The following is a 12,665-nucleotide window of genomic DNA, read 5'->3' on the forward strand; positions in this document are numbered from 1 at the left end:
TCCCTCCTTTATGCCGCCACTTCGGGCGTTTCGCGGCGACGGCGGCGGCGCTGCAGCGCCACGACCAGGCCAAATACGCCAAGCGCCGGCAGCCACATCCACTCTTTGGTCCAGCGATCCACCGGCGCCTGCACCTGGATAATTTCCTGGTCGAAGTCAAAGCCCATATCGGCCGCCTGGCTGCCGTAGGTCACCATGTCCACCACGGCCTTGTCGTCTTCGATGAGAAGCTCAAGGCCGAGGTTCTCCAGCCGTTCCTGGCCGGTATCACCCTCCGGCACGGGCAGCGTCATGTAGGTGGTCATGGGCTCGCCGTAGCTATCAAGCCCGCTGATCTGCAGGCGCAGCGTGGCATTGGCCCCCGCCGCGTCCAGCGCTTCAACAAACTGCGTCGGCGGTATGTCGCGGTACGGATCGTGCAGCTGGTCCATCCAGAAGCCCGGGCGGAACAGGGTAAAGGCCACCAGCAGCAGCAGAGCGGACTCGTACCAGCGGCTGCGAGTGATCATGTAGCCCTGGGTGGCCGCGGCGAAGATCAGCATGGCGCCGGTCGCCACCACGAAAATCAGCAGGCCCTGCAGGGGGCTGACGTCGATCAGCAGCAGGTCAGTGTTGAAAATGAACAGAAACGGCAGCGCGGCGGTGCGCAGGCTATAGTAGAACGCCTGAAAGCCCGTGCGTATGGGGTCGCCGCCGGACACCGCCGCCGCGGCAAAGGACGCAAGCCCCACCGGCGGGGTGACGTCGGCCATGATGCCGAAGTAAAACACGAACAGGTGCACCGCGATCAGCGGCACCAGCAGGCCGTTCTGCTGGCCCAGCTGGATGATCACTGGCGCCAGCAGCGCCGACACCACGATGTAGTTGGCGGTGGTGGGTAGCCCCATGCCGAGGATCAGGCTGAGCACCGCGGTAAAGAAGAGGATGAGCAGCAGGTTGCCCATGGCGATAGTTTCCACCACATCGGCCAGCACCAGGCCTACCCCGGTCTGGGATACGGCGCCAACGATAATCCCCGCAGTCGCGGTGGCAATGCCGATGCCGATCATGTTGCGCGCGCCGGTCACCAGGCCATTCCACAGGTCCAGCGCGCCTTCCTTGACGTCCTCGCCCAGGTTGCCCCGGCCGCGCAGGGCCGCGGTGATCGGCCGCTGGGTGAGCATGATGAAGACCATAAACACCGTGGCCCAGAAGGCTGAAAGCCCGGGCGACAGCCGCTCGACCATCAAGCACCAGATCAGCACGATCACCGGCAGGATATACTGCAGCCCGACCATCACCGTGGGGCGCGTTTGCGGCAGCTGGTAGATGGGCTTGCTCGGGTCGTCCAGCTCAAGCTCGGGGTAGCCCGACGCCAGCTTCAATAGCCCCAGGTAGACCACGACCAGCCCGGCCGAAATCACCCAGGGCGCCGCCGCGCCCAGCACCGGCTTTAGCCAGCCAAGGCCGTAGTAAACCCCCAGCCCGACAATCATCATCAACAGCAGCCCGGCGAGAAACCCGGCCACCTTGCGCACCAGGGGCTTGGGCGGATTGGTGCTCTCCAGCCCCTCCATGTTGGCCTTGAGCGCCTCAAGGTGAACGATATAAATCAGCGCGATATAGGAAATCAGCGCCGGCAGGAAGGCGTGCTTGATCACCTCGACGTAGGAAATACCGACGTATTCCACCATCAGAAAGGCGGCCGCGCCCATGACCGGCGGCATGATCTGGCCGTTGACCGAGGACGCCACCTCCACCGCGCCGGCCTTCTCTGAAGGAAAGCCCACCCGCTTCATCATGGGGATGGTGAACGTGCCGGTGGTAACGGTATTGGCAATGGAGGAGCCGGAAATCAGCCCGGTCATGCCCGAGGCCACTACCGCTGCCTTGGCCGGGCCGCCCTTGAAGTGGCCCAGCATGGAAAAGGCCACCTTGATGAAATAGTTGCCGGCGCCGGCCTTGTCCAGCAGCGCGCCGAACAGGACGAACAGGAACACAAAGCTGGTCGACACCCCCAGCGCAATGCCGAACACCCCCTGGGTAGTCAGCCACTGGTGGTTAATCAGCGCTTCCAGGCTCACGCCCTTGTGCGCCAGCATACCCGGCATCCAGGGGCCGGCCAGGGAGTAGGTCAGAAACACCAGCGCCACAATGGTCAGCGGCGGGCCTAGCGCGCGGCGGGTCGCCTCCAGCAGCAGCACGATGCCCATCACCCCGACCACCACGTCCTGGATCAGCGGGGCGCTTGGCCGCTGGGCGAGCGACTCGTAGAACAGAAACATGTAGGCGCCGCAAAACGCCGCCAGCCCGGCCAGTATCCAGTCCTGCAGGGGAATATGGTCCCGCGGCGAGCGCTTGAGCGCGGGATAGGCCATATAGGCCAGAAACAGCGCGAACGCCAGGTGGACCGAGCGCGACTCGGTGGCGTTGAAGACCCCGACGCCGAACACAAACGGCAGGGGCGAGGCGATCCACAGCTGGAAAAGCGACCACACCGCGGCAATGCCGACCAGCAGCTTTCCGGGGACGCCGGCGGGCTTGCGCGCCCCGGAGTCGGTCGAGGCGACCATGTCGTCAAGGTCTACCTGGGGTTCCAGCGTGGTACCGGAACGCGTGGCGGACGGCGGCGCTTTTTTGCTGTGCTCTGTCATAAGCAAGCCCTGCACAAAAATGGAGAACGAGGCGCAGTGTCAGCAGCAAACAAGCTGCCCGCCTGCGCGCGGAAGGCGATTTTCGTCGTCTCTGGCCGCCGGTGCAATCATTGTTTTAGCAGCATAGCCTGTCGCGGCCCGGCGGGCACGTTTCACGCCGCCGATGGCTGAAGCTAAAACGCAGCGCGCGACCCCGTGGGGCCGCGCGTATGAAACTAGCAGGCGTGGTTAACGGCTTCGTCGATTTATTCCTCGTCGATCCAGCCCTGCTCGCGGTAGTAGCGCGCGGCACCCTCGTGCAGCGGTGCGGACAGGCCGGTGGTAACCATTTCTTCGGGGTCGAGGTTTTCAAACGCCGGGTGCAGGCGCTTGAAACGGTCGAAGTTATCGAACACGGCCTTGACGGTCTGGTAGACCACTTCGTCGTCGGTATCCGCCGTGGTGACGAAGGTCGCCGCTACGCCGAAGGTTTCGACGTCGTCGGGGTTGTTCTTGTAAAGGCCGCCGGGAATGGTCGACATGGAGTAGTAGGGATACTCGTCGACGATGCCCTGGATGTCGTCATCGTTGAGCGGGATCAGGTGGGAGTCCACGGTGGTGGTGGCTTCCTGGATCGCGCCGTTGGGATGGCCGACCACGTAGGTCATGGCGTCGATGTTGTTGTCGGCCAGCGCCGAGGCCATTTCCGCTGCGTCCAGCTGGGAGGCGAGCGAAAAGGTATCCTTGTCCCAGCCCTTGGCGTCCATCACCACTTCCATGGTGTTGCGCTGACCGGAGCCGGGATTACCGATGTTGACCCGCTTGTCGACCAGGTCGTCCAGCGTCTCGATACCCGAGTCGGCCCGGGCCAGCAGCGTCAGCGGCTCGCCGTGGATGCGAAATACCGCGCGCAGGTCTTCAAAGGCGTCGCCTTCAAAGTTGCCCTCGCCTTCATAGGCCTGGTACTGCACGTCCGACTGCAGCACGCCCATGTCCAGCTCGCCGGACTTCATGCCGTTGGCGTTGGCGACCGAGCCGCCGGTCGACGGCGCGTTACAGCGAATGTTGTGCTCTTCGCTGTTCTTGTTGACCAGGCGGCAGACGGACTGCCCGACCACATAGTACACCCCGGTCTGGCCGCCGGTGCCGATGGTCACGTAGCGCTCTTCCTGATCCTGAGCCATGGCCGGCGCGGCAAAGGTCGCCGCGGCCAGCAGCGCGCCGGAAAACGCGGCAGTAGAAAAGACATGACGTTTCATGGGCATTCCCCTTTATTCTGATGTTGTCGATTATTGTCGTGCTAGTGCTGCGTTGCCAGCAAGCATCAGCTGTTGCTGACAATAGATCAGGCGCCGTTAAACTGCAAAATAGGGTGACGAACGCCTGATTACAAGCGTTAATGTAACGCGCCGCCAAGGCCGGGCGCTATTCGGCACGGCACTGCCCGGAGAGCGGGGCCGCCGAGACGCAGTCACCCTCGACAATCCCCCGGCTGGCAAAGTAGCCGGCGTTGACCTCGAGCGCCGCCTGGTAGGCACTGCCGGGCGTATACGCCGGGCACCTGGCCGCATCCGCCGACTCGCAGGGCGGCATGGTTTGCAGGCTGACGATGCGCCCGTCGCCGTCGATAAAGGCGATATCCAGGGGGATCAGCGTGCGGTACATCCAGAAGCCGCGGCTCCCCGGCTGGGTCTGGCCGTACACAAACAGCATGCCGTGTTCCTCGCCGAGCTCCCGGCGACCCATCAGCCCTCGCGCGCGCTGAGCCGGCGTATCCACGATCTCGACCTCCAGCCGCTGCGGCCCGCCGGCCGTGTGAATCACCGCCGTATGGCGATCCGGCGCTGACGGCTCTGCGGCCCACAGCCAGGAAGCCGGCAGCAAGGCAGCGACAGGCAGCGCAAGCGTAGCGCCCAGCAGTCGGCGGCGAGTCAGCGTCATGGCGGTTTCCCCGGGGGTCATTCGTTGTCTTTCAGCGTAATGCGCAGCTCCAGCGGGTATTCATCGCAGTTGTCACCCTCGCCGCCGCGATCCACCACCAGGAACTCGCCTTCACGCTCCAGCACCGACTGAATCGCGTGCCAGACGCCGGCGCGGTAGTTCACGCCCTGGCGGCCGTCGGTGACAAAGGCGCGCACGTCGGCCGGATCGATGGTCTCGCCGGCGGGCGCCACCACGACGATAAAGCGCTCTTCGTGCAGCGGCATGAACGCCTGGCTGCCCTTGGGGTGGCGCTCGAGAAACGGCAGCTCCAGCGGCGTAGTAATCGGCTGGCTGACAAAGATGCTGACCACCGTGTGCGCGTTGTCACCCAGGGTTTCGACCCGAGCCAGATCATGGTGGCGCTGGGTGAGCCCCGAGTTGATCGGAAAGGAGTCCGAGGTGCGCGCGTCGATCACGTCGCCAAAGGGCGCAAAGGCTTCCGCCGTCAGCGGCTCTGCAACAAGTTCCAGCATGGTCTCTCCTCGACGTTACGCCTTACAGGGCGTTGATCTTGAGTTTGGGATGACGGTTGACGTCCTTGTACAGCAGGTAGCGGAACGGACCGGGGCCGCCGGCGTAGCAGGCCTGGGGGCAGAAGGCGCGCAGCCACATGAAGTCGCCGGCTTCCACTTCCACCCAGTTCTGATTGAGGTGGTAGACCGCCTTGCCTTCGAGCACGTAAAGGCCGTGCTCCATGGTGTGGGTTTCGTCAAACGGGATCGACGCGCCCGGCTGGAACGTCACGATGTTGACGTGCATGTCGTGGCGCACGTCTTCCGGGTCGACAAAGCGCGTGGTTGCCCAGCGGCCATCAGTATCCGGCATGGCGTGGGGCTCAAGGTCGTTTTCGTTGGTGACAAAGGCCTCGGGTACATCGACCCCCTCAACAAACTCGTAGGCCTTGCGCAGCCAGTGGAAGCGCACCGGCTCGCCGGACTCGTTGCGCAGCTGCCAGCTGCTGTTTGGCGGGATGAAGGCGTAGCCGCCGGTCTTCATGGCGTGCTTCTCGCCTTCCAGGGTCAGCGTCATTTCGCCTTCGACGACGAACAGCACGCCTTCGGCCTGGGGGTCGAGCTCTGGCTTGTCGCTGCCGCCGCCGGGCTGGACTTCCACAATGTACTGGGAGAACGTCTCGGCAAAGCCGGTCAGCGGACGCGCCAGCACCCACAGACGGGCGCCGTTCCAGAACGGCAGGTTGCTGGTGACGATATCGCGCATCACGCCCTTGGGAATTACCGCATACGCTTCGGTGAAGACGGCGCGGTCAGACGTCAGCTGCGTCTGCGGCGGATGCCCGCCGCGGGGGGCGTAATAAGTATGGCTCATGTCAGCTCCTTGCTGGTTGGTGGGGGGTGATGGCCATTAACGGCCGGGGGCGGGATGCTCCCTGGCCCAGTGGCGCGCGATATCCACCCGGCGAGCGACCCAGACCTGATCGTGGGACTCGATGTAGTCCAAAAAGCGCTGCAGCGCGCGAAAACGTCCCGGGCGGCCCAGCATCCGGCAGTGCATGCCCACCGAGAGCATCTTCGGCGCCTCTTCGCCTTCGGCGTAGAGGACGTCGAACGCATCGCGCAGGTAGGTGAAGAAATGGTCCGCGGTGTTGAAGCCCTGGGGCGCGGCAAAGCGCATGTCGTTGGTATCAAGCGTGTAGGGCACGACGAGGTGGTCGTGCTCGCTGCCCTGGCTATCGGCTTCCCGGGTCCAGAACGGCAGATCGTCGCCGTAGTAGTCGCTGTCGTACAAAAAGCTGCCTTCGTCCAGCACCAGGCGGCGCGTATTGGGGCTGTCGCGGCCGGTGTACCAGCCTTCGGGCTTCTCGCCGTAAAGCCGCTGGAAGATCTCCACGGCTTTTTTCATGTGCTCGCGCTCGACGTCTTCGGGCACTTCCTGATAGTGAATCCAGCGGTAGCCGTGGCACGCCACCTCATGCCCCAGCTCCTTGAACGCCCGAGCCACTTCGGGGTGGCGTTCAAGCGCCATGGCCACACCGAATACGGTCAGCGGCAGATCGCGCTTCTCAAACTCGCGCAGGATGCGCCAGACGCCGACCCGCGAACCGTATTCGTAGATGGACTCCATGCTCAGATGACGATCGGGAAAAGACGGCGCGCCGATCATTTCGGAGAGGAACTGCTCCGAGCCTTCATCGCCGTGGAGCACGTTGTTTTCCGCGCCCTCCTCGTAGTTGAGGACGAACTGCACGGCAATTTTGGCGTTGCCCGGCCAGTTGGCCTTGGGCGGATTCTTGCCGTAGCCAATCAGGTCGCGCGGATAGTCACGTTGGGACATAACACACTCGTTTTCAGGTAGGACATGAAGCGCCCGGCCGAACGGCCGCGCGCCAGGGGAGTGGCAAAACTGCCGGGGTGACGCGCCGGTTATTCTTCCCAGGCGGCGAACACGTTGCGCTCATTGTCCGTCATGCCGGTGGTGTTACCCAAGGGCATGTAGCCGCTGCCCACCACCTGCTGGATGGTGTCCTTGTGGCTGAGCACGTTTTCCCATTCGTCGAAGGCATAGCCGGCCGGCGGCGCCGAGAACCCCGGATGCGTCGGCTCCTGAGCATGGCACTGGATGCAGTGGGTTTCCACCAGCGGCATCACCTCGTCCTTGCCCGTCGCTTCCATGCTGGCAACCGCCTCGCTTTCTTCCTCGGTCTCGGCGCTCGGGGCGCCCACCCAGATCGTCGCCAGGATAAGCACGGCACCGGCCACCAGATAAGCCGGCTGCTTGCTGCCCGCGTGCATCAGCACGAAGTACTGACGAATCACCGCGCCGGCGAAGATGAACAGCACCATCATCAGCCAGGCTAGATCCTGAGCGTAGATGAAGGAATAGTGGTTGCTCACCATCAGCAGCACAACCGGCAGCGTGAAGTAGGTGTTGTGCACCGAACGCTGCTTGCCGCGCTTGCCGTCGATGGGGTTGGGCTCGTCCCCCGCCTTCATTGCCTTGACCATACGGCGCTGGCCGGGAATGATCCAGAAGAAGACGTTGGCCGACATGGCCGTGGCCATCACCGCGCCGGTGAGCAGGAACGCCGCCCGGCCGGAAAAGATGTGCGTGCTCAGGTACGACACCACGATCATCATGACCGCCACAGCCACGCTCAAGATGCCGTCGCGGGTCATGTTGGGGCTGATACGCTTACACAGCTCGTTGTACACGACCCAGCCGCCCAGCAGGAAGAGCAGCGCTACCACGTTGGCTTGCCAGCCGCTCATGTTGGCCGCCCACTCCCAGCTGCTCTGGGGATTGACCAGATAGAAGCTGGGGTTGGACATGTACAGCAAAACAAACAGGCCAAAACCGGTCAGCCAGGTGGTGTACGCCTTCCAGAACGACCAGTGCAGGTCTTCCGGCAGCTTTTCCGGCGCCGTGGCGTATTTCTGGTTGTGATAAAAGCCGCCGCCGTGCACGGCCCACATTTCGCCGAAGACGCCTTTTTCACGGTCTTCCGCCGCCTTGGGCTTGCGCAGGCCGTTGTCCAGCATCACAAAGTAGATGGATTCGCCGATCCAGGCGACGGCGGCGATGACGTGCAGCCAGCGCAGCAGCAGGTTGGCAAAGTCGAGAAAGTACGCATGCATGATGATGTCTCCGCTTAGCTACCGCGATACGTGGAGTAGCTGTAGGGGGAGACCAACAGCGGTACGTGGTAGTGCTCGCCGGCGTCCGAGACGCCAAAACGCAGCGGAATCACGTCCAGAAAGCGCGGCTCGTCGGCCTTGAAGCCCTGCCCGCGCAGGTAGTCGCCGGCGTGGAACACCAGCTCGTATTCGCCGACGGTAAACTCGTCGCCTTCGAGGATGGGCGAGTCGCAGCGGCCGTCATCGTTGGTGGTGACGGTCTTGAGCGCCTCGCGCTCGCTGCCGTTGACGCGAAATACTTCGATCTTGATACCCTGCCCGGGCAGGCCTTGTGCCGTATCCAGCACGTGGGTCGTTAAGTATCCCATGGTGGCTCCTCATTTCATTGACGGATTGTTGTTAGACAGAAAGCAGCACGCGAATGCCGCATGGGCACTTTAAGAGTACCGTTAGCCGTCTTTATTGTATACAGTATTGGCGTTAACACACGACAATAATGGAGCCATCATGACGTCCGATGCAAGCACCCTGACCCTGACACCGCGCCCCAGCACCCTTTCCCGGGCGGACTTCGTTGCCCGGTACGGCGACGTCTACGAGCACTCCCCCTGGGTAGCCGAAGAGGCGTTTGATGCCGGCATCAGCGAACAGCACGACGTTCCCGAGGCGCTGGCCGAGCTCATGGGCGAGATGCTGCAGCAGGCATCGAGCGAACAGCAGCTCGACGTCATCCGCGCTCACCCGGACCTTGCCGGCAAGGCCGCCAAGTCCGGCGCCCTGACCGACGACTCCACCCGCGAACAGGCCGGTGCGGGGCTCGATCAGTGCAGCCCGGAAGAGTTCGAGCGCTTTGAACGTCTCAACAACGCCTACCAGGAAAAGTTCGGCATTCCGTTCGTTATCGCCGTCAAGGGCCTCGACCGGCACGCCATCCTCGCCGCGTTCGAGACTCGCCTGGAAAACGATCCGGCCGAAGAGCGCCGCACGGCGATCAAGCAAATCATCAACATTGCCCGCTTCCGCCTGCGCACCCGCGCCGAAGAAGCGGCCTGACGCCAAGCGCCAACTTGTATACAAAAAATACATAACCTGGCGACAGCCTCTCCCAATATCTATCCTGCCAGCTCCAAGGCTGCACGCCGCGTGCAGCCTTTTATATTTTGAGAGCCGATACCGCGCCGGCCGTTTATCTGCCGGCCTCATCGAAGCACTGCGCTTACCAACCCACTAACCGGACTTGCCCACCAGCAGGTCGGTATCGATATGGCTGACCGAACTTGCTCCCGTCAGCACCATGGCCACCCGCGTCTCCTTCTCGATGAGGTCGAGCAGGTTGTACACGCCGGCCTCACCGCCGGACGCGAGCGCATAGATATAAGAGCGCCCCAGCATGACGCAGTCGGCGCCAAGCGCCAGCATGCGCACCACGTCAAGACCGGAGCGAACGCCGGAGTCGGCAATCACCTTAATTTGCCCCTGCACCGCCTCGGCGATCGCCGGCAGGGCTCGCGCGGTGGAGGGCGTGCCGTCGAGCTGACGCCCGCCATGATTGGAAACGACAATGCCGTCAGCGCCGAAGGCGATGGCATCCCTGGCATCGGCAGGGTCAAGGATGCCCTTGATCACCATGGGGCCGTCCCAGAACTCGCGAATCCATTCAAGGTCTTTCCAGGAAATCGACGGGTCAAAGTTCTTTCCCAGCCAGCCAATATAGTCCTCGAGCCCCGTGGGGTGGCCCCGATAGGTCGATATGTTGCCCAGATCGTGCGGCCTTCCCTTCACGCCCACCTCCCAGGCCCAGCGGGGGTGCGCCACTGCCTGAAGCATCCGCCGCGCGGCCGCATTCGGGCCGCTCATTCCCGAATGAGCATCGCGATAGCGGGCCCCCGGCACCGGCATGTCTACCGTAAACACCAGCGTCGTAACGCCTGCCGCTTTGGCCCGCTCGAGCGCATCGCGCATGAAACCGCGGTCCTTGAGCACATAGAGCTGAAACCACATGGGCCGATCGATCGCTGGCGCCACTTCTTCAATCGGGCAAACGGACACGGTGGACAAGGTAAAAGGGATACCCTTTCTTTCGGCCGCGCGAGCGGCCTGGACCTCGCCCCGCCGGGCGTACATGCCGGCCAGCCCTACCGGCGATAGCGCAACCGGCATCGAGAGGGTCTCGTCAAAAAGCGACGTCTCCAAACTTAATTGAGACATATCGTTCAGCACCCTCTGGCGCAGGGCCACATCGGCGATGTCTGCCACGTTACGCCTGAGCGTGTGCTCCGAATAAGCGCCGCCGTCAAGGTAGTGAAAAAGAAAGGGTGGCAAACGGCGCCTGGCCGCCGTGCGATAGTCATGGGAAGAAGAAATAATCATCAAAAAGCCCCTTCGGCCTCAGTATTAATACCGCTTTCAGCGTCTGCTCGTCTTTAAGCTTACGCGCTTTCTGGCTGCCGTGAGGTAGAGCGTAAGTCATTGTTATAAAATCATCCTGTCTGCCGCCACGGTGGTTCATCCAATAGTCTAAGACGCCGCAGCGCCCCAGTAAGCCTCGCGGTAGTTGAAACCTCTTTAAAATCAACCCCAAGTGCCCGTCAAGGCAAGCGCTCCTCCCGGGCTGCCGGTACGCCCCTTGCCCCCGTTAGCGCCGCAAAGCTGGCCATTTACCCTCTCTTTTCATACCTTCTGGAGAGGGTGCGAGACAGGCACCTGCCCCCACAGCAGAACAAAATCAACAACAACGGGACATTCCTGACATGACTGATACCACTCTTGCGCTTCTGGCATTTGTGCCCCTGGCGCTTGCCGGAATACTCCTGATCGGCTTTCGCCTGGCAGCCAAAGTCGCCATGCCCATCGTGTTCGTGGTGACCGCTCTGATCGGGTGGCTAGCCTGGGACATGACGCTTGGCCGTATTGCCGCCTCAACGCTACAGGGGCTAATACTCACGATTTCGATTCTGTGGATCATCTTTGGCGCTATCCTGCTGCTGAATACGCTCAAGCATTCGGGCGGCATTACCGCTATCCGCAAAGGGTTTTCAGGCATTAGCCCGGACCGCCGCGTGCAGGCCATTATCGTTGCCTGGCTGTTCGGCTGCTTCATCGAAGGCGCCTCCGGCTTTGGCACCCCGGCCGCCGTTGCGGCACCGCTGCTGGTCGCCCTGGGCTTTCCTGCGCTTGCCGCCGTTGTGGTCGGCATGATGATTCAGTCCACGCCGGTCTCATTCGGTGCCGTGGGCACGCCTATCGTAGTGGGCGTGACAGGCGGTCTGGACCGCGCGGGCATTACTCAGCAGCTTCAGGCCGGCGACGCTACCTGGCTGGAGTATTTCCGCTTGATCAGCAGCGAAGTCGCCATCATCCACGGCATCGTCGGTATCCTGATGCCGCTTATTATGGTCGTGATCATGGTGCGCTTTTTCGGCGCCAACCGCTCCGGGAAAGAAGGGCTTTCGATCACGCCTTTCGCCCTCTTTGCCGGCGTGGCCTTTGTGGTGCCCTACATGATTGCCGGCGTGGTACTGGGGCCCGAATTCCCCGCGATGATCGGCGCCATGGTCGGTCTGGCCATTGTGGTACCCGCCGCGCGGCGCGGTTTCTTGCTGCCCCAGGACACCTGGGACTTCCCGCCATCCGACAGCTGGCCGGACAACTGGATCGGCAAGCTGGAGCTCAAGATGGAAGACGTGGCCGGCAAGGCGACCCTGTCGACGTGGATGGGCTGGGTCCCTTATATACTGCTGGCCGTGTTTCTGGTCGCATCGCGCACGATTGAGCCGCTGAAAAACGCGCTGACCGCGCTTGCCTTTAGCTGGAACGATATCCTTGGCGAAGGCATTGGCGGCAGCATTGAGCCCCTCTACCTTCCCGGCGGTATCCTGCTGCTGGTGGTGCTGGTCACCGCACCGCTGCACCGCATGAAGGCCAGCGAACTCGCCGCCGCATTCGGCGATTCATCGCGCACGATTCTGGGCGCCGGCTTTGTGCTGATCTTTACCATCCCCATGGTGCGCATCCTGATCAACTCCGGCGTCAACGGCGCTGACCTGGTATCCATGCCGGTGGCCATGGCCCAGTTTGTGGCGGCAAGCGTAGGCGACGTCTATCCCTTCTTTGCCCCTGCCGTCGGGGCGCTGGGCGCCTTTATTGCCGGTTCCAACACCGTGTCCAACCTGATGCTTTCGGACTTCCAGTTCAACGTGGCAAGCCAGCTTAGCGTCTCTACCGCCTACATGGTGGCGCTGCAGGCCGTTGGCGCGGCGGCAGGCAACATGATTGCCATCCACAACGTCGTGGCGGCATCCGCCACCGTGGGCCTTTTAGGCCGCGAGGGGATAACGATCCGCAAAACCCTGCTGCCGACGCTTTACTACATTATTGCCGCCGGCATACTGGGCATGATCGGGCTTTACGTTCTGGACCTGGCCGATCCGCTCAGTACGGCCCTGGCCGGCTAAGCCGAACGCTTATTGGCAGGAGG

11 protein-coding genes are annotated in these 12,665 nt (G+C 62.7%); 2 read left to right on the forward strand and 9 right to left on the reverse strand.

Annotated features, from left to right (window positions below; translation table 11 throughout):
- Positions 1 to 8: 8 nt before the first annotated feature.
- The 8 genes from RS027_RS00160 to uraH form a co-directional block, all read right to left on the reverse strand.
- Positions 9 to 2,633: a TRAP transporter permease gene (locus RS027_RS00160; protein WP_311952116.1), complete on the reverse strand. Its 2,625-nt coding sequence runs from the start codon at positions 2,631 to 2,633 to the stop codon at positions 9 to 11.
- A gap of 245 nt (positions 2,634 to 2,878) precedes the next feature.
- A complete protein-coding gene (locus RS027_RS00165; RefSeq protein WP_311952119.1) occupies positions 2,879 to 3,871 on the reverse strand; it encodes a TAXI family TRAP transporter solute-binding subunit in 993 nt (330 codons plus the stop codon).
- 166 nt (positions 3,872 to 4,037) lie between these two features.
- Positions 4,038 to 4,553, reverse strand: a complete 516-nt coding sequence (locus tag RS027_RS00170; protein ID WP_311952122.1) for a DUF192 domain-containing protein — start codon at positions 4,551 to 4,553, stop codon at positions 4,038 to 4,040.
- A gap of 17 nt (positions 4,554 to 4,570) precedes the next feature.
- Positions 4,571 to 5,068, reverse strand: a complete 498-nt coding sequence (locus RS027_RS00175) for an ureidoglycolate lyase (protein ID WP_311952125.1) — start codon at positions 5,066 to 5,068, stop codon at positions 4,571 to 4,573.
- Between the two features lie 22 nt (positions 5,069 to 5,090).
- Positions 5,091 to 5,921, reverse strand: a complete 831-nt coding sequence (locus RS027_RS00180; protein ID WP_311952127.1) for a bifunctional allantoicase/(S)-ureidoglycine aminohydrolase — start codon at positions 5,919 to 5,921, stop codon at positions 5,091 to 5,093.
- A 36-nt stretch (positions 5,922 to 5,957) separates the two neighbouring features.
- Positions 5,958 to 6,887: an allantoinase PuuE gene (puuE, locus tag RS027_RS00185; RefSeq protein WP_311952129.1), complete on the reverse strand. Its 930-nt coding sequence runs from the start codon at positions 6,885 to 6,887 to the stop codon at positions 5,958 to 5,960.
- 89 nt (positions 6,888 to 6,976) lie between these two features.
- Positions 6,977 to 8,188 (reverse strand): urate hydroxylase PuuD, encoded by a 1,212-nt coding sequence (locus tag RS027_RS00190; RefSeq protein ID WP_311952131.1) that lies wholly within the window; start codon positions 8,186 to 8,188, stop codon positions 6,977 to 6,979.
- Positions 8,189 to 8,202: 14 nt separating this feature from the next.
- Positions 8,203 to 8,556: a hydroxyisourate hydrolase gene (gene uraH / locus RS027_RS00195; protein WP_311952134.1), complete on the reverse strand. Its 354-nt coding sequence runs from the start codon at positions 8,554 to 8,556 to the stop codon at positions 8,203 to 8,205.
- Between the two features lie 139 nt (positions 8,557 to 8,695).
- Here uraH and uraD point away from each other — a divergent pair, with 139 nt between their 5' ends.
- Positions 8,696 to 9,241 carry a 2-oxo-4-hydroxy-4-carboxy-5-ureidoimidazoline decarboxylase gene (gene uraD / locus RS027_RS00200; RefSeq protein ID WP_311952138.1) on the forward strand — a complete coding sequence of 182 codons (546 nt, stop codon included), beginning with the start codon at positions 8,696 to 8,698 and terminating at the stop codon, positions 9,239 to 9,241.
- 174 nt (positions 9,242 to 9,415) lie between these two features.
- Here uraD and lldD read toward each other — a convergent pair whose 3' ends face one another.
- Positions 9,416 to 10,558, reverse strand: coding sequence for an FMN-dependent L-lactate dehydrogenase LldD (lldD, locus tag RS027_RS00205; RefSeq protein ID WP_311952141.1), 1,143 nt, complete (start codon positions 10,556 to 10,558; stop codon positions 9,416 to 9,418).
- A gap of 380 nt (positions 10,559 to 10,938) precedes the next feature.
- On the opposite strand from lldD, the gene RS027_RS00210 reads away from it, so the two are divergent.
- Entirely contained in the window at positions 10,939 to 12,642 is a 1,704-nt protein-coding gene (locus RS027_RS00210; protein ID WP_311952144.1) for an L-lactate permease, read from the forward strand.
- Positions 12,643 to 12,665 lie beyond the last annotated feature (23 nt).

Source organism: Halomonas garicola, assembly GCF_031935715.1.
Classification (GTDB): domain Bacteria; phylum Pseudomonadota; class Gammaproteobacteria; order Pseudomonadales; family Halomonadaceae; genus Vreelandella; species Vreelandella garicola.